Annotated in this window: 21 protein-coding genes and 1 other annotated feature; of the genes, 11 read left to right on the forward strand and 10 right to left on the reverse strand. The window is 48.9% G+C overall.

The window, feature by feature from the left end:
• Window positions 1-11: 11 nt before the first annotated feature.
• From SHEWANA3_RS07970 to SHEWANA3_RS07980, 3 genes are all read right to left on the reverse strand, one after another.
• Complete coding sequence (locus SHEWANA3_RS07970; RefSeq protein ID WP_011716565.1) at window positions 12-293, reverse strand: DUF2798 domain-containing protein; 282 nt, start codon at window positions 291-293, stop codon at window positions 12-14.
• A 181-nt stretch (window positions 294-474) separates the two neighbouring features.
• A complete protein-coding gene (locus SHEWANA3_RS07975) occupies window positions 475-900 on the reverse strand; it encodes a hypothetical protein (RefSeq protein ID WP_041412593.1) in 426 nt (141 codons plus the stop codon).
• Window positions 901-1,130: 230 nt separating this feature from the next.
• Window positions 1,131-3,059, reverse strand: a complete 1,929-nt coding sequence (locus SHEWANA3_RS07980) for a TonB-dependent receptor (protein WP_041412979.1) — start codon at window positions 3,057-3,059, stop codon at window positions 1,131-1,133.
• A 289-nt stretch (window positions 3,060-3,348) separates the two neighbouring features.
• On the opposite strand from SHEWANA3_RS07980, the gene SHEWANA3_RS07985 reads away from it, so the two are divergent.
• Entirely contained in the window at window positions 3,349-4,404 is a 1,056-nt protein-coding gene (locus tag SHEWANA3_RS07985) for an alpha/beta hydrolase-fold protein (RefSeq protein WP_011716568.1), read from the forward strand.
• A 96-nt stretch (window positions 4,405-4,500) separates the two neighbouring features.
• Here SHEWANA3_RS07985 and trpA read toward each other — a convergent pair whose 3' ends face one another.
• From trpA to SHEWANA3_RS08015, 6 genes are all read right to left on the reverse strand, one after another.
• Complete coding sequence (gene trpA, locus SHEWANA3_RS07990) at window positions 4,501-5,337, reverse strand: tryptophan synthase subunit alpha (protein ID WP_011716569.1); 837 nt, start codon at window positions 5,335-5,337, stop codon at window positions 4,501-4,503.
• Between the two features lie 5 nt (window positions 5,338-5,342).
• Window positions 5,343-6,533 carry a tryptophan synthase subunit beta gene (gene trpB, locus SHEWANA3_RS07995; protein WP_011622240.1) on the reverse strand — a complete coding sequence of 397 codons (1,191 nt, stop codon included), beginning with the start codon at window positions 6,531-6,533 and terminating at the stop codon, window positions 5,343-5,345.
• A gap of 108 nt (window positions 6,534-6,641) precedes the next feature.
• Complete coding sequence (trpCF, locus tag SHEWANA3_RS08000) at window positions 6,642-8,051, reverse strand: bifunctional indole-3-glycerol-phosphate synthase TrpC/phosphoribosylanthranilate isomerase TrpF (protein ID WP_244096614.1); 1,410 nt, start codon at window positions 8,049-8,051, stop codon at window positions 6,642-6,644.
• 77 nt (window positions 8,052-8,128) lie between these two features.
• Complete coding sequence (gene trpD / locus SHEWANA3_RS08005; protein WP_011716571.1) at window positions 8,129-9,172, reverse strand: anthranilate phosphoribosyltransferase; 1,044 nt, start codon at window positions 9,170-9,172, stop codon at window positions 8,129-8,131.
• Window positions 9,172-9,780, reverse strand: a complete 609-nt coding sequence (locus SHEWANA3_RS08010; RefSeq protein WP_011716572.1) for an aminodeoxychorismate/anthranilate synthase component II — start codon at window positions 9,778-9,780, stop codon at window positions 9,172-9,174. Before SHEWANA3_RS08010 ends, trpD begins: the two co-directional genes overlap by 1 nt.
• 10 nt (window positions 9,781-9,790) lie before the next feature.
• Window positions 9,791-11,482 (reverse strand): anthranilate synthase component 1, encoded by a 1,692-nt coding sequence (locus SHEWANA3_RS08015; RefSeq protein ID WP_011716573.1) that lies wholly within the window; start codon window positions 11,480-11,482, stop codon window positions 9,791-9,793.
• 51 nt (window positions 11,483-11,533) lie between these two features.
• Window positions 11,534-11,641: a sequence feature (Trp leader region), on the reverse strand.
• Between the two features lie 210 nt (window positions 11,642-11,851).
• Here SHEWANA3_RS08015 and SHEWANA3_RS08020 point away from each other — a divergent pair.
• From SHEWANA3_RS08020 to tnpA, 7 genes are all read left to right on the forward strand, one after another.
• Window positions 11,852-12,712, forward strand: coding sequence for a PHP domain-containing protein (locus SHEWANA3_RS08020; RefSeq protein ID WP_011716574.1), 861 nt, complete (start codon window positions 11,852-11,854; stop codon window positions 12,710-12,712).
• The gene (locus SHEWANA3_RS08025; protein WP_011716575.1) at window positions 12,709-13,329 is read left to right on the forward strand and encodes an L-threonylcarbamoyladenylate synthase; all 621 of its coding nucleotides are present in this window, start codon (window positions 12,709-12,711) and stop codon (window positions 13,327-13,329) included. The genes SHEWANA3_RS08020 and SHEWANA3_RS08025 overlap by 4 nt, the downstream gene beginning before the upstream one ends.
• A gap of 189 nt (window positions 13,330-13,518) precedes the next feature.
• Window positions 13,519-14,307 carry a ScpA family protein gene (locus tag SHEWANA3_RS08030; protein WP_011716576.1) on the forward strand — a complete coding sequence of 263 codons (789 nt, stop codon included), beginning with the start codon at window positions 13,519-13,521 and terminating at the stop codon, window positions 14,305-14,307.
• A 3-nt stretch (window positions 14,308-14,310) separates the two neighbouring features.
• Window positions 14,311-14,907 carry an SMC-Scp complex subunit ScpB gene (gene scpB / locus SHEWANA3_RS08035; protein ID WP_011622248.1) on the forward strand — a complete coding sequence of 199 codons (597 nt, stop codon included), beginning with the start codon at window positions 14,311-14,313 and terminating at the stop codon, window positions 14,905-14,907.
• Complete coding sequence (gene rluB, locus SHEWANA3_RS08040) at window positions 14,900-15,775, forward strand: 23S rRNA pseudouridine(2605) synthase RluB (protein ID WP_011716577.1); 876 nt, start codon at window positions 14,900-14,902, stop codon at window positions 15,773-15,775. The genes scpB and rluB overlap by 8 nt, the downstream gene beginning before the upstream one ends.
• A gap of 113 nt (window positions 15,776-15,888) precedes the next feature.
• Window positions 15,889-16,851, forward strand: coding sequence for a hypothetical protein (locus SHEWANA3_RS08045; protein ID WP_011716578.1), 963 nt, complete (start codon window positions 15,889-15,891; stop codon window positions 16,849-16,851).
• Window positions 16,852-17,002: 151 nt separating this feature from the next.
• Window positions 17,003-17,440 (forward strand): IS200/IS605-like element ISShes4 family transposase, encoded by a 438-nt coding sequence (gene tnpA, locus SHEWANA3_RS08050; RefSeq protein WP_011716579.1) that lies wholly within the window; start codon window positions 17,003-17,005, stop codon window positions 17,438-17,440.
• A 97-nt stretch (window positions 17,441-17,537) separates the two neighbouring features.
• On the opposite strand, the gene SHEWANA3_RS08055 is transcribed toward tnpA, so the two are convergent.
• Window positions 17,538-18,275 (reverse strand): YciK family oxidoreductase, encoded by a 738-nt coding sequence (locus tag SHEWANA3_RS08055; protein ID WP_011716580.1) that lies wholly within the window; start codon window positions 18,273-18,275, stop codon window positions 17,538-17,540.
• Window positions 18,276-18,536: 261 nt separating this feature from the next.
• On the opposite strand from SHEWANA3_RS08055, the gene SHEWANA3_RS08060 reads away from it, so the two are divergent.
• The 3 genes from SHEWANA3_RS08060 (at window position 18,537) to SHEWANA3_RS08070 (ending at window position 23,377) form a co-directional block, all read left to right on the forward strand.
• Entirely contained in the window at window positions 18,537-21,023 is a 2,487-nt protein-coding gene (locus SHEWANA3_RS08060) for a VolA/Pla-1 family phospholipase (protein WP_011716581.1), read from the forward strand.
• 112 nt (window positions 21,024-21,135) lie between these two features.
• The gene (gene sohB, locus SHEWANA3_RS08065) at window positions 21,136-22,152 is read left to right on the forward strand and encodes a protease SohB (protein WP_011716582.1); all 1,017 of its coding nucleotides are present in this window, start codon (window positions 21,136-21,138) and stop codon (window positions 22,150-22,152) included.
• Between the two features lie 193 nt (window positions 22,153-22,345).
• A complete protein-coding gene (locus SHEWANA3_RS08070; protein WP_011716583.1) occupies window positions 22,346-23,377 on the forward strand; it encodes an AraC family transcriptional regulator in 1,032 nt (343 codons plus the stop codon).
• Window positions 23,378-23,492 lie beyond the last annotated feature (115 nt).

Consider the following 23,492-nt stretch of genomic DNA (forward strand, 5'->3'; position numbering starts at 1 on the left):
CAGAAGTGAGTTTAAGGTAATTGCACAAAGGCGGCGGTTAGCTTTCGCACTAGGGGGAGCACCATCAATAGAGTCGGGAAGGCGACAATCCAAGAGATAAACCATGCGCTAAACCAGAGCTCAACAAACTGCGCCGATGCACCGACACCGTTTAAGGTGCTGATCCCTGAAACGATGCAACTCATTAAAATTGATAGAAAAAACGGCATCACAATCGTAACGTATTTAGCGGGTAATTTGGGAGTACCAAAAATCGTACGGTTTTTATTGGGTACAGAATCTAAGCTGGACATGGGGCCTCAATCGGATTTGCTCTGGCGAAAGAATGTATAGATTAGGCTTAATCATTAATACCTTAAGCACAACCTGTTCGCCATTCTAGAGACAAAGTGGCCTAAAAGCCATTGACGCTTAGCCATGATTCACCGTCTCGTTAGGCAAAGTCATGGTTTAGGGAGGGAGTCTAGCTTAGCCTTAATCTTGCCAGTTAGTCACCCATAATTCCCCAGTGACATTGACCCAATGACCGCGGGAGATCGGAGAGGTGCCCAGTTCGTTATCGAAGGGTAGGGGAAGGCTAGATTGCAATAGATACACAGTATCATCGGGCGTTTGGGTGATCTCAACGATTTGTCCGGATGCCTCAAAGTGACAATTATGTTTAGGGAAGTGCAGACTCTGGCGGTGTTCAATGATGTCGGTCTGCAGGTTTGCCTTGGCTAAGCGGCCGAAGAGTTCAACCTTAACCCACTGATTAACGGTAAAACGTTGTTTAGCCTGTTGATCGCTCCCCTGATAATAAAACCACACCGGGGCGCCATTATCCCATTGGGCGGCCACTTCACCTTGAAAACCACAACCCCAAGGGGTGACGTCGAGAATATAGATTTGATACTGCATAAAAAGTCCATTTACCATAACAAAACGGCCGATGTTACCGGCGCTATATTAACATCTCTTTCGCTAAGACATGCGACTCAGCGCTCAATATAAGCCTTGGGTTTGACAGTTTTAAGAAGCTGAGAGTTCTTACTTTGGCATCATTGGTTGTCGCAGTGTGGGAGGCGAGAAAGAAAAGGGCCAAATCCGATGATTTGGCCCTTCAGTGGCGAAACACTAATAGAAGGCGATTACAGCGTTAACGTCACCCCGGCGAACACGGCGCGTCCCGGCAGAATGGTTTCTGTGGTGCCGTCGGAATCTTCAGCGGGTTGCTCATTGGTAAAGTTGGTCATACCCGCGCGTAGCTTGATGTTTTCCGTTAACCGATAGCTGGTGCCAAAATCGAAGCGGCTATAGCCACTGCGTTTTATCGCGCTGCTATCTAAGTAGTCACCAAAATAGTTACCGCTGACATAAAGTTGCCAGTCATCAGTCATATGCCAATCGAGCTGAAGGTTGGCGGTTTGATCGGGACGTCCATTTAACTCTGAGCCATCGCTTTTTTCCGTATCTAGATAGCTGTAGTTGCCTTTAAGACTGAGATCTTCGGTCAAATCGATTCGGCCCGTCAGTTCTATCCCCTGTAAAGTCACTTCGGACTCATTGTAATAAGTCCGGCTCGGGCTCACTCTATCCCAGGTCGATACAGTGATTAAGTCTTTGACTTTATTATGGTAGGCCGTTGCCGAAATATCCCAGGTGTTATCACTCATTAGCACTGAGAACTCATAGTTTACGCTGGTTTCTGGGTCGAGATCGGGATTACCAACCACGGAGCAGGCGCCACCGCAACTGACTGATGCAAAGGTGGGCGATGACTCAAATAATGCCGGAGCCCTAAAGGCCGTGCCGACACCGCCTTTAAAGGTCAGTTTATCGGTGGCACGATAGACAATATAGGCGCGCGGGCTGAGGTTATTGCCATACTTTTCATTATCTTCGTAGCGGGCACCTAAGGTCAGCGTCCAGTCATCTAAGAAGTCGATTTCATCTTGGGCGAAGAGTGAGTATTGGTCGACGCTGTCACCCTTAGTTGTGGGGTACTGAACAGGATCTTCAACCTCGGTCTTATGGTATTCGCCGCCTAAGGTAAAGTCCTGCTGCCATAGGCTGAAAAAGCTGGTGGCTTTGAAGCTAGTATTCTTTTCATCAATATGGCGACCCAAGGGCGGTTGCAGGCTGTAACGGCTGTTGTAGTCGTAGAGCTTAGAATCTTCGAGATTGGCCTCTAACTGGGTTTGGCCCCATTGCCAGTCTGCCTTGTGGGTAAGGCCAAAGGTATTGCGCTCGATTTGCTGTTCGCGCTTTGATTTCTCAGCATAGGTTGTGAGGGGGACTTTGTCTTTATCATATTGATAATCAAAGTCTAATGTTTGATTGTCAGCCAACTGCCAAGTGAGTGCGCTGTAGAGTTTCTTGGTTTTACGCTCTTCTATGGTATCAAAAGTCGGCGTGATTTCGGGTAATTGCCAAAGATCCTGCTCTGCGGATTCGGCGGTGAGCATCAGCCCTAAGCTATCGGTCAATTTGCCCGAGGTAAACACGTTGTAGCGTTGTCTATCGCCACCATCCCCTTCTTGCATTTGACTGTATTCGGCATCGAGGGTGAGCTGCCAATCCTCGGTCGGCGCCTTAGTGATCACGTTAATCACCCCGCCAACGGCGTCTGAGCCGTAGAGTGCCGACATTGGACCACGGACAATTTCGACCCGCGAGATTGCATCAATCGGAATTGCGGTAATGTCGAAGTTACCGCCGCGCCATAGGCCGTTTGAGGAGGACACGCGTTTGCCGTTAACGAGCATTAGTACATAGGTTTCATCCATACCACGGACATAGAGGCTGTTACGTCCTGCGTTACCGCTGACCACGTTGACCCCGACACTGCCACGCAGCACGTCGCCGAGATCTTTAACGGGCAGTAATTTAATCTCTTCGGCATCGATGACAGAGATAGAGGCGGGCGCCGAACTTAACTGTTGGTCCTTAGCGCTGGCGGTGACCACTATATGTTCGAGTTCTGTGTCATCGGCCTGTGCCGACAGGAGTGGTTGCAGTGAACAGGCGAGTGCTAACAGTGCGAAAGGAAAACGATTTAGCGTTTTATGGTTACTCAATTTCAATCCCCCGATATCCATTATCTAATTAATTAACAAAGCAAAAATGGTAAATCTTTGTAAATCGACTATTTCAACTGGTCGCCAAAATAGCACAATCACTCATTTCTTTGAATGATAATAATTGTCATTTACAATGTAATCGAAGATGATGTGATTCACGTCACTTAGCAGGATGGAGGAGGGGAAATATTGTCGCCTTGTCCCTCAATGCAGACTGCGCATTATTAGCGTCTTAAATGCGTTTTCATCGAATATTCAATATCTTCCTAATAGGAAACAGTACCCAATGCGATACTTTTTAGTTGTAGTCGGTTTATTGATGGGGAGCGTGATATCACAGCCAACTGCGGCGGTGGAATATCAAAGCCAGCAATTGCAGTCCAAACTGCTTAAGGAAACACGGCAGTATCTGATTGCACTTCCTGAGGGATATGCACAAGCGACTGAGGCGTATCCCGTTGTTTATCTACTTGATGCAGATGAACAATTTGATCATATGGCAAGCTTGCTGCAATTTTTAAGTCAAGGCGCTATGCCGCAAATCCCTAAGATGATTATTGTTGGCATTAATAACACCGAAAGGATGCGGGATTACACTCCGACCCATACGCTGGTGTTGCCGAGTGGGAAAAAAGGCAATCCCAAATACCAGCAAACGGGGGGCGCGGGGCGATTTTTAGATTTTATCGAGCAGGAATTAGCGACGAGCATACATAGTCAGCTGCGAACCAATGGTATTAATGTGTTGGTGGGCCACTCCTTTGGGGGCTTATTAGCGATGGAAGCGCTGCGTACCGACAGGCAACTTTTTTCGGCCTATATCGCCATTGATACTAGTCTGTGGTTTGACAGCCCACATTACCTCACTCAGCTCGAAAACCGAGTTGAAAAGGGCGATTTCAAGCAGAAACAACTCTTTATGGCGATTGCAAATAATCCCTTGTCACCGGGATTTGGCGTGTCTTCCTATCATAGAGATTTAAATTTGGCCTTTGCGGACAAGCTGACCAAAAGTCCCCCTCAAGGGCTGAGTTTTGCGGCCCAATACTATCCCGACGAGACACATCAGAGTGTGAGTCATATAGGTTTATACGATGGTATTCGCCATCTGTTTAAAGACTTCGCCATCGATATCTATGCCGAGACGTTTAGTAAGCAGCAAGTGATTGACCAATATCAATTATTATCGGAGCGCTTTGGCTTGAGGGTGACTCCACCTCAGCAATACCTCGAGCAGTTGATCCAATATAGCGAGAGACAACAGCTCAGCGATCGCAGACAAAGTCTTGAGTCATTGAAAGCGTATTTTGCTGATGTTAAGTCAAATGAGGCACTGAGGTAGACCTGATTGTCGAACTGAGCTGGAGGCATTTTTAGCGCTTAGAAACAACTGAGCACAGGTGCAAACACGCCTATGCTCAGATGGTCAGTAGTTTAATTAGGTTGCCGCTTTCATGGCGCGGGTAAATTCACCTAAAGTGGACAGCAACTTAGCTTCATCCTGTTGATGAGCTTCGATAATTTTCACCACGGCCGAGCCAGAAATCGCGCCCGCTGCGCCCGCCTTGATTGCGGCGCTCACTTGAGCTGGCTCGGCAATCCCAAAGCCTAATAGCGGTGGCGGCGCATTGAATGCTTGCAGCTTAGCTAAAATTTCTTCAACGGGCGTACCCGCCTTAGTGTCTGTGCCAGTGACACCGGCGCGGGACAATAGATAGGTATAGCCTTCGCCACTTTGGCTCACTTTTTCAAGGGTTTCGCTATCGGCATTGGGCGGCGCGATAAAAATCGGCGCGATACCGTGGGCCTTAGCGGCTTGAATAAAAGGCGCCGCTTCTTCTACTGGCACATCGGCGATAAGCACTGAGTCCACGCCCGCTTGCTGCGCTTTGGCATAAAAAGCATCGATGCCATTAGCGAATACCAGGTTCGCGTACAGCAATAATCCAATCGGCAGCTCTGGGTATTTAGCGCGAATTTGCGCTAATAAGTTGAAGCACTGCGTTGGCGTCGTACCCGCGGCGAGGGCTCTGAGGTTCGCGCCTTGGATCACCGGGCCGTCTGCTAGCGGATCGGAGAAGGGAAAACCTAATTCCAGAGCATCGGCACCATTTTGCACTAAGGTATCGATAATTTTCAGCGACAGCTCAGGGCTTGGATCGCCCAAAGTGACAAAGGGCACAAAGGCGCCGCGGCCTTCGGCTTTTAAACGGCTAAACGCTGCGTGATAACGGCCGCCTTGCTGAGGGATAGTTTGGGTTGCAGTGTTGCTCATCGTTGTTATTCCTCTTTACCGTTTAAAATGTCTGACACAGTGAAAATATCCTTATCGCCTCGTCCCGAGAGGTTAACGACCAAAATGGTTTCTTTAGTGCACTCTTTCGCTAGGCGCAGGGCGTAAGCGAGGGCGTGGGCCGATTCGAGCGCAGGGATAATCCCTTCGCTGCGAGCCAATAATTGGAAGGCTTCTAGGGCTTCATCATCGGTGGCCGATTCGTAGCGCGCACGGCCAATCGCGTTCAAATGGGCGTGTTGTGGGCCAACGGAGGGGAAGTCAAGGCCTGCCGAAATCGAATAGGATTCTTCGATTTGGCCTTCGCTGTCCTGCATCAAGGGCGCCTTCATACCAAAGAAAATCCCAGTTTTGCCATGTTTGAGTGGCGCACCGTGCATATGGGTATCGATGCCTTTACCTGCGGGTTCGACCCCAATCAGCTCGACACTGGTTTCATCAATAAAGTCGGCAAACATACCGATAGCATTGGAGCCTCCGCCGACACAGGCGATCACCGCATCGGGCAGACGACCTTCGCGCTCCAGCATTTGCTTCTTGGTTTCTTCGCCTATCATACGTTGGAACTCACGCACTATAGTCGGGAAAGGGTGCGGCCCTGCAGCTGTGCCTAATAGATAGTGGGCTTTTTCGTAGCTGCCGGACCAGTCGCGCATCGCCTCGTTACAGGCATCTTTTAAGGTGGCAGAGCCTGAGGTGACAGGAATGACTTCTGCGCCCATCAAACGCATTCTAAATACGTTAGGTGATTGGCGGGCAACGTCTTTCGCGCCCATATACACTTTGCACTTTAATCCCAGTAGCGCACAGGCAAGGGCGGTGGCAACACCGTGTTGGCCTGCGCCGGTTTCTGCAATAATCTCCTTTTTACCCATACGTTTAGCCAATAATGCTTGGCCCAATACCTGGTTGGTTTTATGGGCGCCGCCGTGGAGTAAATCTTCCCGCTTGAGGTAGATTTTCACCATAGGGTTAGGGCTTAAATTGCGGGTTAAGGTCAGTGCCGTTGGGCGGCCCGCGTAGTTTTTCAGTAGATCGGTAAACTCGGCTTGAAAGGATTCATCGGCCTGCGCTTCGACAAAGGCGTTTTCGAGTTGCTTGAGGGCGGGGACTAAAATCTGCGGCACATACATACCGCCGTATTCGCCGAAATAAGGGTTAAGCTTTAACTGTGACATACCTTGTTCCTTATCCTATTCATTTGTTTCGATGGCGGTTTAGGTTAACGCCATCGAGTTTCAATTCTGGCTAGCCTGTGCTTTGCACAGGTTTTTATAAAAGCTGGTCTAGAGTCGTAGTTGACTAAATGCCGCTTGGATTTTCTCTGCCGACTTAACGCCGGGAGCCGTTTCGAGGCCAGAGTTAAAATCTAAACCGTAAAATCCTTGGGCATTGGCACGGGCAGCATTGTCAGCATTGAGGCCGCCCGCGAGCATGGCCTCGGCTTTATGGGCAATGGGGAGTTGCCAATTAAAGGCTTGCCCTGTGCCACCAAAACCTGCGTCATTCTTGCTATCAAAAAGATAACGCTGCACACCTCTTGGCATCGCAGCAAGCTCGCCGCTTTGCGCATCGACACTGACCGCCTTCCAAATCTGGGTGTTCAGTCCGGCCTGTTGCAGCAATTGGCTCAATTCGGCAATTTCCAGTTCCGTCTCACTGCCATGCAGTTGCAGCGCGGCTAAGCTGCATTCTTGGGCGACACTCGCCATCAGCTCAGGTGTGCTGTTTACAAATACGCCGACAAACTCAATGGCGGGCAAGTTGGCGGCGCGGTATTGCTGTACTAACTGCTTTGCGGCCTCTTGGGTGAGCGCGCGCGGCGATTTTTCAGCAAAAATCAGCCCTGCATACACGGCGCCGGCAGTGGCCGCCGCTTGAATATCTTCAAGGCGGGTGAGGCCACAGACTTTATTGTGACCGAAGATCAATTTACGGCAGGCTAAATCAATGTCTTCTTCGGCCATAATCGAGCTACCGACTAAGAAGCCATCGACTAACGGACTTAAGCGGCGCACTTGTTCGTTAGTGTAAATGCCCGATTCGCTGATCACCACGCGATCGCTGCCAATGTGCGGCGCAAGGGCTTCTGTGGTGGCCAAATCGGTACTTAAATCCCGTAAGTTGCGGTTATTAATGCCAATAATAGGTGCGTTTAAGGCGATGGCGCGTTTCAGTTCTTCCTCATTGCTGACTTCCGTCAGCACATCGAGTTGATACTTGGCCGCCTCGCTGGCAAGTTGCTGATATCGCTCATCCTCGAGCACAGAAAGCATCAGCAGAATCGCATCGGCGCCCTGGTGAGCGGCCAACTTGACTTGATATTCGTCAACAAAAAAGTCTTTACACAGAATCGGTTGGCTCACTTTGGCCCGCACTTTCGGGATATAGTCAATGTCCCCTTGGAAAAATTGCTCATCGGTTAATACTGAAATTCCAGCGGCATATTGGGTATAAATCGAGGCGATGGCTTCGACATCAAAGTCTTTACGGATTAAGCCTTTGGATGGACTGGCTTTTTTACACTCTAAAATATAACCCGCCTTCGGGGCTTTTAAGGCAGCAAATAGACTACGATCCGAAATCTTGGGGGTTAAGCTGTCTTCAGGAAAGCGCAACTTAAGGGCGGCGATATGGGCGGCCTTAGTATCGACGATACGGGTTAAAACGTTGGCTTTTGCGGTGCTGGTTTGCATGCTACCCCTTACATCCTGCGATGCTTGATTATCTTCCGAGCGATGGGCGTCGGGTTGTTGAACCTGTGTCATGGTCATTATTCCTGTGCTTCGCTGCTGACTTTAGCGAGTTGATTCAGTAATTCAAAGGCTTTGCCGCTTTTTATGGTATTGAGCGCAAGGGCGGTGCCAGCTTTGACTGAGTCCGACAGGCCACACAGATATAAGGCACAACCTGCATTGATGGCAACCGCATGGGTGTGGGCATCGCTGCCTTGTCCTTGCAAAATAGATTGAGTGATTTGGGCGTTTTGTGCGGGCTCTCCGCCTTCAAGCTCGCTAATTTGGGCTTGTGGCACGCCAAAATCCGCAGGCGTTAGTTGATATTCAATAATCTCACCGTCTTTAAGTTCGGCGACTTGCGTGCTGCCATGGAGCGCTACTTCATCTAAACCACTGCCGTGTACCACCATGGCTCTTTGCGTACCAAGGGCTTGCAGTACGCGGGCGATGGGCGTCACTAGCTCTGGGCTATACACCCCAAGCAACATAAATTCTGGGCGCGCAGGGTTAATCAATGGCCCTAACACATTGAATAAGGTGCGAGTTTTCAGCGCTTGGCGAACAGGCACCGCATGTTTGACACCGCCATGGTAGTGGGGCGCAAACAGGAAGCACAGATTGAGTGATTCCAGGCAACGGCTCGCCAGCTCGGGTGACATGGTTAAATCGATGCCAAATTGGGCGAGTAAATCCGAAGAGCCCGATTTGCTCGAGACCGAGCGATTACCGTGTTTTGCGACCTTGGCGCCAGCGGCTGCCGCGACAAAGGCTGCTGTGGTGGAGATATTGATGGTATTAAAACCATCACCACCTGTGCCGACGATATCGATAATCCCTTGGCTACGGCTTGAGGCTGGATAGGGGAATGGCTTGGCGGCGGCGCGCATCGCATCGGCGGCGCCACTGATTTCGGCAATGGTTTCGCCGCGAATTTTAAGGGCCATTAACATTGCCGCCATCACGGCCTCATTCATTTCACCTTGGATAAGGGTGCTAAAGAGGCTGGCGGTTTGCTCGCGGGTTAATGCTTTACCCAGAAACAAGATATCGAGCAGGGGCTGAATCGATGTTGCGCTCATTATTGGGCTCCTGCGGTATTGTGGACGATGTCTTGAGTCAAAAAGCGTAAGGTTTGGGTTAACAATGTGCTGCCCAAGGTGGTTAAGATGGATTCTGGGTGAAACTGAAAACCGACCGCCCTGTGCTCGGCATGCAAAATCGCCATTGGCATCTCTTCTGTGGTGGCAATCACTTCAAGACAATCGGGGACTTTTGTGGCGACTAAGCTGTGATAACGGGCGACAGGTAAGGGCGAAGGCAAGTTAGCAAACACACCTGTACCATTATGGAAGGTGGGGCTGGCTTTACCGTGCACCACAAAAGGCGCGCGCTCCACTTTACCACCGTAATATTCCACCATGGCTTGATGGCCTAAGCAGATCCCAAGCATAGGCACTTTGCCCGCGACTTTGTCGATCAGCGACATCATGGAGCCCGCTTCATGGGGCGCACCTGGGCCTGGCGATAGGACTAAGGCGCTGGGCTCTGTTTCCGCTAACAGCTTGTTGGCAATATAGTCGGCGGCAACATCGTTACGGTAGATCACCACTTCACAGCCAAGGCTTCTAAATTGGTCGACTAAGTTGTAGGTAAAGGAGTCGAAGTTATCGAGTAAATAGAGTTTCATCTTGGGCTCCTTATCTTTGTTGTTCAGTCGTAGTGGTCGCAGTTGCTTGCTGGCTTTCATCCAAGCCTGCGCCCATCTTGATGGCCGAAATCACAGCCTGCGCCTTTTGGCGGGTTTCATCGGCTTCACTCTGCGGATCGGAATCAAACACCACGCCAGCACCCGCTTGGATATGGGCAACGCCGTTTTTCACAAAGGCGGAGCGGATAACGATACAGGTGTCCATATCCCCAAGGGCGTTGAGGTAACCCACAGCGCCGCCGTAGCTGCCGCGGCGGGTCTTTTCTGCTTGACGCACCAATTGAGAGGCGCGCACTTTCGGGGCGCCAACTAGCGTGCCCATATTCATACAGGCCTGATAGGCGTGGAGTGCATCTAAGTCTTGGCGTAGTTGACCTGTGACGCGGCTGACTAAGTGCATGACGTGGGAATAACGGTCGACTTTAAGTAACTCGGCCACTTTGCGGCTGCCGCTTTGGCTGATACGGGCGATATCGTTACGGGCTAAATCGACCAACATTAAATGTTCGGAGAGCTCTTTTTTATCCAAACGCAATTCGAGTTCGATACGGCTATCGAGGTCGAAATCGATCTCGCCGCTGGCGGTTTTGCCGCGTTTACGGGTGCCTGCAATCGGGTAGACTTCGACCTGATTATTGCTGGCTTCATATTTCAGCGCGCTCTCGGGCGAGGCGCCAAACAGGGTGAAGTCATAGCCCCTGAAATAAAACATATAGGGGCTGGGGTTGGTTAAACGTAGTGCGCGGTAAGCTCCCAAGGTATCGGGGCAGGGCAGGCTAAAGCTGCGTGAAGGCACGACTTGGAAGATGTCGCCGGCAATAATGTGTTCTTTTAAATCAATAACGGTTTGCTTGAAGTCATCATCACTAACATTCACTTGCTCTGTGGCCGTTATGCCGACGAGGGCGGGTGCAGGTGTTGCACTCTTGGCTAGGGCTTCACATTGGGCGCTGATGTTCTCTGCTCGCTCGGCTAAGGCTTGGGTCACCTCTAAATGTTGTTCAGTGCCTTCACTGAAGTTGTGAGTGATGATCTCGGCGTGTTTTTGCTTGTGATCGATAAGAATTAAGGTTTCGGCGAGATAAAATAAATAATCAGGACAATCATTTGCACCATTTGGTGCTTCAGGCAGTGGCTCGACGGTATCAATCAAATCGTAGGAGAGCACGCCACCTAAAAATAAGTCTTCGAATGCTGGCGTCTGGCCGCAGTCGATATGCTTTACAAACAAGCGCAAACCATCGAGGGGCGAGGTGGATTTTAAGCGGGCATCTTCATCCTTAAGCTCAGTGTCCTTTTGCAGCGTGACCACTAAGTTGTGGCCATCGCGTTGGCATTGAGTTTGGCTTGAACGAGCAATAAAAAATTGCTCGATGGGGGCGAGTAAACTGACGCCATTGTCACTCAGTGCGCTAAAGCGTAAACGATAGCCATCGCAGCGGATCATCAGCGCCGCATGGGTCATCACCATGCTCTTAAGATTTTCCTTGCTGTCGATTTCTGCCGATTCTAACAACATGGTATGGGGTACATCTTGGGTGATGTGCTGGTACAGGCGCAGTGGGTCGCTATGATATGCCAGCGTCGCCTTGAGCGTATGCGAACGTGCGAATGTCTGTTGAGACGGGGCAAAATGCGCGCCATCAACTTGGGTAACCTGATTAAATGTCTTTAGGGTCATGCTTATCTCGCTTTTTATCCGTTTACCGCGTTGCAGACATTTTTCGCACCAACAAAAAAGCCCGCATTTCTGCGGGCTTTTTTGTTGATTCTGTTACTTTCAAATGAGCACAGAGCTTCACACCACCCGCTAAGTTGGGAAGTACCACCACCAAATGATGTTGAAAGAAGCGTTAATCTGAGTCATTCAAAAGGGCCTCAATAATTCGTTAGTTGAGCTATAGAAAACATGAGCCTGAGTCGAAAGTCAATTGAATATTTTTCAAAATGATGGATTCACGCCGCTAAATCACTGTACCGAATGCCATTCCTACTCGATAAAGTGTGAGATAAATGCACATTTCATCTTAAATTCACGTACAATAACGGCATGAATACTCAAAGCATATTGGCTGACTTGCACAGCCACACGACCGCATCCGACGGTCATCTCACGCCGTCCGAGCTGGTCGCCAGAGCCCTTGAAAAGGGCGTGCAGTTATTTGCAATTACGGATCACGATACGGTTGCTGGCTTAGGTGAAGCCCGCGCCTTCAATCAAGCGCAGGCCGAACCGTTAAAACTGATTTCTGGGGTTGAGATTTCAACCCGTTGGAATAGTTACGATATTCACATAGTGGCGCTCAACTTTGATGAGACCCATGCCGAGTTATTAGGCTTTTTAGCGCATCAGCGTGAGTTGCGTGAGCAGCGTGCCGAAGAAATCGGCCATCGTTTGGCTAAAGCCGGGATTGAAGGCGCCTATGAGGGCGCTAAAAAACTCGCCGCTGGCGCTGCCATAAGCCGCGGTCACTATGCACGCTGGCTTGCCGATAATGGCCATGCGGTGGATATGCCAAGTGTGTTCAAACGCTATTTAGCTCGTGGTAAAACCGGCTATGTGCCCAATAATTGGGGCGATATGGCCAGCGCGATTGAGGTGATCCACAACGCGGGCGGCCTTGCGGTATTGGCCCATCCGAGCGGTTATAAGTTGTCGGCCAAGTGGTTAAAGCGGTTAGTGCGAGAATTTAAAGAAGCAGGCGGGGATGCCATGGAAGTGGTACTCGGCCAACAAACGGTGGATGACAGGGCAAATTTAGTGGCGCTGAGTGTCCAAAATCAGTTGCTTGCATCGATAGGGAGTGATTTTCACTTTCCAAGCAATTGGATTGAACTAGGTAAAAATCTCTACCAGCCTCAAGGTATTGATTGGGTCTGGCAGTCGGGATCTTGGGTGGAACGACCATGAGTCAGTTTTTTTATGTACACGAAGTAAATCCACAGGTACGCCTGATCAGTCAAGCAGTGGCTGTGCTTAAGTCCGGCGGTGTGATTGTATATCCAACCGATTCGGGCTATGCCCTCGGTTGTATGATTGGCGAGAAAGACGCGATGACGCGCATTACCCGCATTCGTCAAATCGAGCATGACCATAATTTCTCGTTAATGTGCCGCGACTTATCCGAGTTAGCGACCTATGCCAAGGTGGATAATCAGGCCTACCGCATCTTAAAAAGCTGCACGCCTGGACCTTACACTTTCATCTTTAAGGCGAGCAAGGAAGTACCCCGTCGTCTGCAAAATGACAAGAAGAAAACCATAGGTATCCGCGTGCCTGATAATATTATTGCCTTAGCTCTGCTCGAAGCGTTAGATGCGCCGCTGATGTCGACCAGTTTGGTGATGCCAAATAGTGATTTTGCTGAATCTGATCCTGAGCACATTCGCGATCTGTTAGAACATCAAGTGGATGTGATTATTCACGGCGGTTATTTAGGTGAAAAACCGACCACGGTCATTGATATGTCGGAAGATGGTTTCGAAGTGCTGCGTGAAGGCGCGGGTGATGTGACCCCCTTTCTCTAACCGCGATTTATCCTAAGAGATTGAGGCGATAAAACCATCATTTGACAGTGTTATCGCCGCTCAATTGCGGGTATAATCGCGCGTTTGGCGTAGGGGCGCTTGCATAGCGAGCTTATGCCGCGCTCAGTACAGGTTCGAGTCAGTCATCTACAACCGTTTAAAAACGATTGTTTTACATGGGGATAGCGGATGCAGGGCACGCAACAAAGTTTACCCTTAGCCGTTGTTCGCGGTCAGGCGATGACCGAAATGCCACAGGATTTATTTATTCCACCTGAGGCGTTAGAAGTGTTCTTGGAGTCCTTCGAAGGGCCGCTCGACTTACTTTTGTATTTGATCCGTAAGCAAAAATTAGATGTTGTCGATTTACCCATTTCGCAGATCACCGCGCAATATCTAGAATATATCGCGATGCTTACTCAGGCGCGTATCGAATTGGCCTCGGATTATTTGGTCATGGCGGCAACACTGGCTGAGATTAAATCCCGGCTGCTGCTGCCGCGTATGGTGGCGGAAGATGAAGTGGAGGAAGATCCACGGGCCCAGTTGATCCGTCAATTGAAGGCCTATGAGGTGATCAAAGAAGCCTCGCAAAAAATTGATGATTTACCTCGGCTTGAACGCGATGTGTTTCAAGCAACCGCGGCACCTTCACCGAATATCAAACCTTTGGTGATCCCGCCAGATGTATCGTTATTTGAAATCGCCCGCGCCTTTGGCGAGGTGCTTAGACGTATCGATGCCAATGAAGATCATCATGTTAAGCGTGAACAGTTATCGACCCGCGAGCGTATGAGCCAAATTTTAGCCATGCTTAATAGCGAGACGTTTACGCCCTTTGAGCGTTTATTTAGCGTCGAAGAAGGCCGAGCCGGTGTGGTGGTGACCTTTTTAGCGCTGATGGAATTGGTCAAAGAACTATTAGTGGAATTGTACCAAACAGAGCCGTTTTCAACTATTTACGTAAAGGCCTATTAATTGATGCAGATAAATCCAATTCAATTAAAACAGCTTATTGAAGCGAGTCTGTTTGTATTGGGGAAACCCTTGTCGGTGAAAATGTTGAAAGAAACCGTGTTGGCGGATTTCAGTGTTTCCAGAGACAAAATCAAAGCCGCATTGGAAGAGCTGCAGCAGGATTATCAGGAACGGGGTGTTCAACTTGTGAAAGTGGCTGGAGGTTATCGCTTCCAGACCTTGGAAGTCCTGAGTCCTTTTTTGCAACCCCTGTGGCAGGAAAAAGCACCTAAGTATTCGCGGGCAACATTAGAGACCTTGGCGGTGATCGCCTATCGTCAACCCGTGACCCGTGGTGATATTGAGCAGGTGCGAGGTGTGGCCATTAGTAGCCATATCATTAAAAGTTTGTCAGATAGACATTGGATTAAAGTCGTTGGCCATAAAGAAGTCCCGGGGCGACCCGCACTCTACGCCACGACCTTAGAATTTTTAGCCTATTTTGGCTTAGATACCCTAGCGGATTTACCTGCGCTTACGGATACTGAGTCATTGCAGGCGGTATTTTCAGGTTTGAAAGTAACGCCTGAACAGTCAGAAGAGCAAGATACTAATGAGTGAAAAATTGCAGAAAGTCTTGGCCCGTGCAGGCCATGGCTCCCGTCGTGAGATGGAGGCATGGATTGCTGCAGGCCGAGTTAGTATTGATGGCGTGATTGCCAATCTTGGCGACCGTATCGAAGCCGATGCGAAGGTTCGTATCGATGGTAGAGCCGTATCGCTTAAGTCCGCTGACGATGTGATTTGCCGCGTACTCGCCTATCACAAACCCGAAGGTGAGATTTGTAGCCGTAAAGACCCTGAAGGTCGTCCAACCGTGTTTGACCGTTTGCCGAAAGTGCGTGACTCCCGTTGGGTTGCGGTCGGCCGTCTGGATATCAACACTTCAGGCTTATTGCTGTTTACCTCAGATGGTGAATTAGCAAACCGTTTGATGCACCCTTCTAACGAAGTTGAACGTGAATACGCAGTACGTACCTTTGGTGAGGTGCCTGAGGCTGCGGTACAACGTCTGCGTACCGGCGTAATGTTAGAAGACGGCATGGCGCAGTTCGATGCCATCAAAGCCGCAGGCGGCGAGGGCATGAACCAATGGTGGCACGTATGTTTACGTGAAGGCCGCAACCGCGAAGTGCGTCGTTTATGGGAATCCCAAGAGGTGCAAGTTAGCCGTCTGATCCGTGTGCGTTACGGTATGGTGGAATTGCCTAAATCTCTGCCTCGTGGTGGCTGGGTTGAATTGCCTATTGAGCAAGTTAACTACCTGCGCCAATTAGCGGGTCTTGAACCTGAAACTCGCACTATGCTGGCCGCCGATAAACACAGCGTGGCCCGTGCTCAGGTAAAGAGTGCTAAAATTCGCCGCGCCGTACGCAAGCATAAAGTGACTGCGACGCCTAAGGCTAAGCCAACACGTCAGCGTAGTTAATATCTTTCGAGTGATGTTTAGTCTCTCAGTAAAAAGGCCGCATGCGGCCTTTTTTGCTTTCTGCGGCCAGCGGTTATGCTATAACAAACCTAAAGATGACGAGGAGATGAACCATGGAGTTAATATCGGTCAAGCGAATTTGGGACCAAGGTGAACACAATGCCTTTACCGATCTCGTCTTATTTCAGGGCGCATTATTCTGTGTGTTTAGGGAAGGTTCCGCCCATGTTTCTCCCGATGGCGCCTTACGTATTCTCCGTTCTCAAGATGCTGGTGGGACGTGGCAAAGTATGTCGCTGCTTACTTCCACTCGAGCGGATTTGCGCGATGGCAAGTTAATTGAGTTTAGAGGGGAATTATTGTTATTGGGCGGGGGGACTCAGCACGATAAATCAGGTTTACAGTCCTATCTTTGGCGCTCAAAGGATGGCGTACATTGGTCTGAAGCACAGGAGGTCGCTGATAAAGGTTATTGGTTATGGCGCTTAACTGAGCATCAAGATGCACTCTATGGCGTGGGGTATCGAGCGGGGCCTGATGGGGATACCCGTCTCTATAAAAGTGATGATGGACAGCAGTTCAAGTCTTGGATGTCAGTGTTTAATAATCAAGGCTATGTAAATGAAAGCTCGCTCGTATTTCACCAAGGGAGTTGTTTTTGTTTATTAAGGCGCGATCCCGTGTGGAGTGACGAGTTTTTAGGTTTACTCGGCCATAGTTTACCGCCATTCAATCAATGGGCGTGGCAAACACTCGATAAACGCATTGGTGGGCCGGTGATGTTTGTTTATCAATCCCATTTGATGGCGGTTGTGCGTCTTTATGAAGGAAGCGTTCGCACAGCACTTATTGAGATAAATAAAGAGACGGGCACAATTCACGAGTGGCTTACTTTACCTTCGCAAGGCGATACCAGTTATGCTGGAGTTGTGCTCGAAGGGGGTTATCTTTACGTGAGCTATTATTCAAGTCACGAAATGATATCGGTTTCAGATAAGAGCCAAGTCCATAATGGAGAGGCTCCAGAGAAGCATAAGACGATGATTTACTTTGCGAAGATTAGGTTCAGTGATTGAGCAAAAATAAAGGGAGCGTAGGGCTCCCTTTATTGTCATCCCAAAACCACCGCCTCTGGCGGTGGTGATTGTCCCTTAAGGCTATAGCCTGAATAACGCCCATGTTAAAAGAGACCTTCTTATTCACCACAAGTAAGAGGAAACGAGAAACATGGGCGATTACAGAAGTTCATCACATGTTTACTGGCGTTGTAAATATCATATCGTTTGGACGCCTAAGTACAGATTCAAAATTCTAAAAGGTAACCTTGGTAAAGAGCTCTACAGGTCGATTTATATTCTATGCAATATGAAAAGTTGTGAGGTCTTAGAATTAAACGTCCAGATAGATCATGTGCATCTAGTCGTGATAATTCCCCCAAAGTTGTCAGTATCCACATTAATGGGGATATTGAAGGGTAGGAGCGCAATAAGGCTTTTTAACAAATTCCCTCATGCTCGCAAGAAGTTATGGGGAAATAGCTTTTGGGCGAGGGGTTATTTTGTTGATACGGTAGGCGTAAATGAGGAAATCATAAGACGCTATGTTCGCCATCAAGATAAGCAAGATCTAGAGCATGATGCTCAATTGTCGCTACAGATGAAGTAGGTGTAAGGAAATAGCCCCTTCCAGGGGCAAATCAAAGCCGCCTTCTAAGAAGGCGGATTCTTTACTTTTATCTATTCGTGCGTTAGAGCTGCATTGCTTATTGAGCGTTAAATTGCTGACCGTTAATTTCGCTAGAATCTTGCCCCATTAAATAGAGGTAAGTTGGCATGATTTCTTCGGCCGTTTTTAAATCTAATGGATTTTCGGCAGGGTATGCTTTAGCACGCATTTCGGTGCGAGTCGCACCTGGATTAATGCTGTTAACGCGTACAGAAGTGCCATCACATTCGTGGGCGAGTACTTGCATCATACCTTCGGTTGCAAATTTAGAGAAGGCATAGGGGCCCCAGTAGGCGCGGCCCTGACGGCCAACACTGCTTGAGGTAAAGATAATCGAGGCACTGGGTGCTTGACGCATAATAGGCAATAAGGCCTTGGTCAGCATGACCTGTGAGGTGACGTTGACTTTAAGTACATCTTCGAGTGATGGAATATCGATGTGTTCAAACGGACCTAAGGCGCCGAGTAAACTAGCGTTGTGCAGTAAACCATCTAAATGACCAAACTGCTCGCCAATGGTTTCGGCCATATCGCGGTAGTTTTGTTCGGTGGCGCCTTTTAAATCCAACGGCACGATCGCTGGCGTTGGGTAACCCGCCTGTTCGATTACATCGTATACGGCTTCGAGTTTTTTGACGGTTTTACCGAGTAAAATCACGGTAGCACCGTGTTTGGCAAATTCAATGGCCGCCGCGCGACCGATACCTGCGCCAGCGCCTGTCACCAGGATGGTTTTACCTTGGAGTAAATCTTTTGCTGCTTGATATTCCAACATGAGCCTTTTATTCCTCTTGGCGAAAATGCCCGCCACTTCTAGAGTCGCCGAATTGCTAAACGCATGTTTCAAACAAATGAATGAAACTTTGTTATAAATAGCTAAAGTGTTTGTGACAAACTTGTGGCTAACTCAATATTTTTACGTTAACTTGAAACGAGTTAGGGGCTAACATAAGCCCTATTAGTCATAGCTTTTGCGCTATTGTGACTAATTTCTTGGGGAAAACAAAACTATTACAACAAGATTTGGGGAAAAAAAATGAAAAGACTCATTTTGTGTGTTGCGATTGCATCAGCACTGGGCCTCACAGGATGTGGCGAGGACAGTTATAACGAACTCAAGGATAAGACAGAGCCGCTCATCCCTGAATCCCATATGGTGTTTGACCCCGCGAATGCTAAAGTGCCTTTGCCTAATGATTTGCTGTTCAGCGGCACCACGGATGGCACCTTATCAATCCCGGGTGAAAGTTCGGGGAACTATGTCGATCCGCAAATTGCCCTTGGTGCCTTAGATGGATGGTCAACCACATCACCCATTTCAATTGATATCGATTTAGCAAAAGACCATGATGGCACCCAACTGACCCTGATGGCGGCATCGGTTGCTCAACCGGGCGCAGTGAGAATGTTTGAGGCCACTGTGGGGGGGCCGTTGTCATCGGATCCTGAATGTACAACTAAGCCGTCAGTATCTGCCTGTAAAGTCGGCGACGAATTGCAATTTGGTGTGGATTTTGTGTCGATGGCATCGGGTAATAAAGTCGTTATCGTGCCACTCAAACCGCTTAAAGCCGGTCAGTCTTATATTTATGCGACAACCAAGTTAATCCAAGATTCAGAGGGACGAGGCATTGCCCCTTCAACGACCTATGGTACGTTGAAGATGGATATCAACACCTTACCCTTAGAAACGCCTGACCAATTGATGCTACAAACCTTAGTCAACAGCTATGAGAAAGGGATTGCAGCGGCACACAATGTCGATACTTCAACCATTACCTATTCAGGCTTGTTTACCACTCAATCGGTTGCAAACGTCTATGAAACCACAAAACTCTTGATGGCACAGGGCGCACCTTATGCGCCAAGTTTTGCGCAAATGCCAACGCCTACAGGGTTTACAGTAGCAGATATGTTAAGGTTACCACCTAATGCAAATGATCCTGTCTATGTGGTTTCAAGCTTAGCCGACGTTTATACCGCTAAGATTAAATTGCCAATTTACGGTGACTGCTCCTCAGTCAGCTGCCTGTCATCGGCAGGTCAGCCGCTGATCAATGGCCGCTGGAAAGCCCAAGGCGATAGCCCAGTTTCGGTATTATTAGCGCTGCAAGCGGGTACCTTAAGTCAAACCAACTTTGGTATGCAGGCGGTGGCCAATGGGATTGCTAACCCTGCCGATGCGTTAGCGAATCCTTCTTTGATGGCCGGTAAAACCTGGTTGCTAGATGATGGAACGGCTGCGGATAAAACCAAGCATTTAACCAAATTTAACCCCATCCCTGCGATTAAAGGTTATGAAACGGTACCTGTACTGATTTCTATGCCGAATGCGACCAAACTCGCGGCCTTCTATCAGCAACAAGGTTTAACCTTTACACCACCGACTTCTGGCTGGCCAACGACGATTGCATTGCATGGTTTAGGCGGCGGTAAGGAAATGTCATTAGCCTATGCGGGTAGCTATGCCGCTATGGGTGTGGCAACGGTGGCCATCGATATGCCTTTGCATGGTGCCCGCTCGTTCGATGCCAATGGTGATGGGGTTTACGAAGTTTCGGCAACCGACCCTTCCTTCGGTAACGTGATTGGTACACCTGATGCCTTTAAAAATGGTAATCCACTCGTCTTCGTGAATATCTCAAGCACGCTGTCGGTGCGGGATAACTTCCGTCAGGCCACTATGGATCACCTTGGCGTGCGTTTAGCCTTAACAGGTTTAGCGCAGGGGCTTGCACAGGCAGGACAGAAGCAATTATTTGATATTTCCAAGATTAGTGCACAGGGCTTAAGTTTGGGTGCGATTGTCGGTACCGACTTTGCGACTTATGCCAGCACGGGCATGAAAAATCCAAGCACGGGCGAAGCGCTACCTAACCCTTATGCCATCAATGCGGTCTCTCTGGCGGCGCCAGCGGGTGGTTTAGCGGGTGCATTTGCCGGTTCTGCGACCTTTGGACCAGTGTTGTTTAGCAACGTCACTGCCTCATCGACGTTCCAAGCATTAGTGGATAAGGCCAATACTGCGGGATACGAGCCAGGCAGCCCTGAATATGCGGCATTAGTACAAGGGGTTTACGCGCAGTTTATTCCAACCTTTGCCTTTGCGGTGCAAACGGCGGTGGATTCGGCGGATCCGGTTAACCATGCAGGCATGTTGAAAGAAACAGGATTACCCGTACATTTAATCGAAATTGCGGGTGATGGTAACGGCAACTTACCTGACCAAGTGTTACCTAATCGCGTGGATAACTTCCCACTCTCAGGCACTGAGCCGTTGATTTCGGCAATCGGTCTGCCTTGTGTGGATGCAACCACCAAAGGTTCTGGTGCGGTGCGTTTTGCTAAGGGTCATCATAGCTCAATTGTTGATCCAAGCGAGAAGAGTTCAACGGATGGTATGGCTGCTGCGGCAACGGTTGAGATGCAGACGCAAGTGGCGACCTATGCATGGACTGCAGGTAAGGGTGAAGCGACTATTTTCGTCACTGATCCAAGCGTGATCGCGACCTGTTCTAACTAGTCGCGTGTAAAATCCTAAAAACCCAGCCTTTGCTGGGTTTTTTTATGGCGCTTTAGGCTGTTAGAATAGCGCGCACTAAACCGGATCACCTTAGGCCCCAACGGAGAGTACTTTGGAATTTCTATACGAATATGGCATGTTTTTAGCGAAAGCCGTGACGATTGTGGTTGCGCTTGTAGCTGTGATTATTGTGGTGCTCGCGTCCACGGTGAAGCACAAATCGGATAAAGGTGAACTGAGGATCACCAACCTTTCAGAAGAACTGGAAGAGCTTAAACACAGCTTGAAGGAAGAACTGCTGTCGAAGAAGCAGTTTAAAGCCTACGAAAAACAGCTGAAAGCAGACGAAAAAGCAAAGGAAAAAACGGCCGAAGAAGACAGCAAAGGCAAAGTTTTTGTTATTGATTTTAAAGGCAGTATTGATGCCGCCGAAGTGGCTTCTCTGCGGGAAGAAATCAGCGCGATTTTAACCATCGCCGAAAAGGGCGATGAAGTGGTGGTGAATGTCGAAAGTGGTGGAGGCATGGTACATGGCTACGGTTTAGCCTCTAGCCAGCTTGACCGCCTGCGTCAGGCAGAGATCCCATTAACGATTTGCGTGGATAAGGTCGCTGCCAGCGGTGGTTATATGATGGCCTGTGTGGCAAACAAAGTGTATGCCGCGCCATTCGCCATCGTAGGCTCAATCGGTGTCGTTGCCCAGTTGCCTAACTTCAACCGTTTATTGAAGAAACATGAAATCGACTACGAGCAACATACGGCCGGTGATTTTAAACGCACCTTAACCGTTTTTGGCGAGAATACTGACGAAGGCAGACAGAAGTTCCAACAGGAGCTGGAAGAAACCCATGTATTGTTTAAAGCTTTCGTGAGCAAATATCGTCCTCAGCTCGACTTGGCAAAGGTGGCCACGGGTGAACATTGGTACGGTCAACAGGCGATTGAATTAGGCCTTATCGATGCGATTTCAACCAGTGATGATGTGTTAATGCAGTTAGCTGGCGAACGTACCGTCTACAAGTTGCGCTATCAAGTCCGTAAGAAGTTGGCCGACAAAATCGCCCATGGTGCGTCCTTATCGGTCAATGCGATTTTTAATCGCTTAGTTGAGAAAAATCGTCCCATGTAAGCCGACGAGCTAACTCAATCCTGATGAAAACGCCTGCGAAAATGCAGGCGTTTTTGTTTTGTCCGGGTGCGAAATAAAATAATACATTTTTTTAACATTAAGTTTGGTTTAAGACTATTCAAAATAAGCGAGATCTTATACAACTAATCACCTAGGGAATTAAAAGCTGAACAAATCATATTAAGGATTTTCCATGTTACAGCGCGTCGACTACAAGACGAACCTGATGGTTGGTGATCAAACCTATCCCGCATTTGAGCTACGTAATATTCTCGATTTTATTGCCTCGCAGTTAGGCGAAAACGCCTTACAGCAAGTCTGTGAGCATATCGGCGTTGGCCAAGCAGAGCTCAATCATTGCCAGTTTGTGTTTGTGTGGCAGGTGGAATATGCAATGGAGTTTTTACGCTTGCAGGGCGGCGACCCCGATATCGGCACTAAATTAGGCCTGAGCTATCGGGTGAGTAGTTTAGATGTGCTCTTGCCCCATCTCGCACAGCTAACGTCTTTACAGGCCTGCCTGCAGTTTGTGGTCAATCATCCCCAACTGGTTGGCAGTTTTACCGATACCTTAGTGCGCCTCGAGGAAGACTGTGTTTGCATTCGTTGGCTCAATACTGGCCGTATCGACCAAGCACAATATGGATTTCAATTTCTGCACAGCATAGGTTCGCTGTTAGGGCTTGCCAGAGAGCTCACGGGGGAGGCGATAACGCTTAGGCAAATCCATTTGGCGGAACCTGTCCGTGACAGCTATTTTTTAAATGAAGCCACCGGTGCTCAAGTGCAGTTTAATTGCGAATATTACGAATGGAGCATTTCCCTTAACCATCTTGCGCTTGCTATCCAGTATCCTTTCCCTGCCTACGCCGAAAAGGTCACTGCTGTCTCGACCACATCCTTTATCGAAACCGTGCTGGCGGCAATCAACGAACATTTTCCCCAAGTGCTCCATTTAGATGATATGGCGGCGCAACTGCATATGAGCGATCGCAGTTTTCGGCGCAAGCTGGCACAGCTTGGTTCGAGTTATCAACGTTTAGTCGATCAGGTGCGTTGCCAAAGGGCGGTCGAGTTGATTTTAGCAAGCGAATTGGATATTGAGGCGATTGCCGAGACCCTAGGCTACAGCGATGTTAGCCATTTTCGTCAATCCTTTAAGCATTGGATTGGCCATCCGCCTGGATATTTTAGCCGGCTAAATGGTGGTGAAAGGGCTAACTAAATAAGGCGATTGACTGAACTTTGCCCTTGAAGCCGCAGTTTTGCCGTTAAAACCATAGTTAAATCATTTGGCGGTTGGTTGGAGATACAGTCATATTGCCTGCATCTCCTTCCTA

Origin of the sequence: Shewanella sp. ANA-3 (genome assembly GCF_000203935.1) — a bacterium.
GTDB lineage: Bacteria > Pseudomonadota > Gammaproteobacteria > Enterobacterales > Shewanellaceae > Shewanella.

What these genes read in the sequence shown, in the direction of transcription:
- SHEWANA3_RS07970 (WP_011716565.1), bottom strand. Translation starts at nt 293, where the DNA reads ATGTCCAGCTTAGATTCTGTACCCAATAAAAACCGTACGATTTTTGGT.
- SHEWANA3_RS07975 (WP_041412593.1), bottom strand. Translation starts at nt 900, where the DNA reads ATGCAGTATCAAATCTATATTCTCGACGTCACCCCTTGGGGTTGTGGT.
- SHEWANA3_RS07985 (WP_011716568.1), top strand. Translation starts at nt 3,349, where the DNA reads ATGCGATACTTTTTAGTTGTAGTCGGTTTATTGATGGGGAGCGTGATA.
- trpA (WP_011716569.1), bottom strand. Translation starts at nt 5,337, where the DNA reads ATGAGCAACACTGCAACCCAAACTATCCCTCAGCAAGGCGGCCGTTAT.
- trpB (WP_011622240.1), bottom strand. Translation starts at nt 6,533, where the DNA reads ATGTCACAGTTAAAGCTTAACCCTTATTTCGGCGAATACGGCGGTATG.
- trpCF (WP_244096614.1), bottom strand. Translation starts at nt 8,051, where the DNA reads ATGCAAACCAGCACCGCAAAAGCCAACGTTTTAACCCGTATCGTCGAT.
- trpD (WP_011716571.1), bottom strand. Translation starts at nt 9,172, where the DNA reads ATGAGCGCAACATCGATTCAGCCCCTGCTCGATATCTTGTTTCTGGGT.
- SHEWANA3_RS08010 (WP_011716572.1), bottom strand. Translation starts at nt 9,780, where the DNA reads ATGAAACTCTATTTACTCGATAACTTCGACTCCTTTACCTACAACTTA.
- SHEWANA3_RS08015 (WP_011716573.1), bottom strand. Translation starts at nt 11,482, where the DNA reads ATGACCCTAAAGACATTTAATCAGGTTACCCAAGTTGATGGCGCGCAT.
- SHEWANA3_RS08020 (WP_011716574.1), top strand. Translation starts at nt 11,852, where the DNA reads ATGAATACTCAAAGCATATTGGCTGACTTGCACAGCCACACGACCGCA.
- SHEWANA3_RS08025 (WP_011716575.1), top strand. Translation starts at nt 12,709, where the DNA reads ATGAGTCAGTTTTTTTATGTACACGAAGTAAATCCACAGGTACGCCTG.
- SHEWANA3_RS08030 (WP_011716576.1), top strand. Translation starts at nt 13,519, where the DNA reads ATGCAGGGCACGCAACAAAGTTTACCCTTAGCCGTTGTTCGCGGTCAG.
- scpB (WP_011622248.1), top strand. Translation starts at nt 14,311, where the DNA reads ATGCAGATAAATCCAATTCAATTAAAACAGCTTATTGAAGCGAGTCTG.
- rluB (WP_011716577.1), top strand. Translation starts at nt 14,900, where the DNA reads ATGAGTGAAAAATTGCAGAAAGTCTTGGCCCGTGCAGGCCATGGCTCC.
- SHEWANA3_RS08045 (WP_011716578.1), top strand. Translation starts at nt 15,889, where the DNA reads ATGGAGTTAATATCGGTCAAGCGAATTTGGGACCAAGGTGAACACAAT.
- tnpA (WP_011716579.1), top strand. Translation starts at nt 17,003, where the DNA reads ATGGGCGATTACAGAAGTTCATCACATGTTTACTGGCGTTGTAAATAT.
- SHEWANA3_RS08055 (WP_011716580.1), bottom strand. Translation starts at nt 18,275, where the DNA reads ATGTTGGAATATCAAGCAGCAAAAGATTTACTCCAAGGTAAAACCATC.
- SHEWANA3_RS08060 (WP_011716581.1), top strand. Translation starts at nt 18,537, where the DNA reads ATGAAAAGACTCATTTTGTGTGTTGCGATTGCATCAGCACTGGGCCTC.
- SHEWANA3_RS08070 (WP_011716583.1), top strand. Translation starts at nt 22,346, where the DNA reads ATGTTACAGCGCGTCGACTACAAGACGAACCTGATGGTTGGTGATCAA.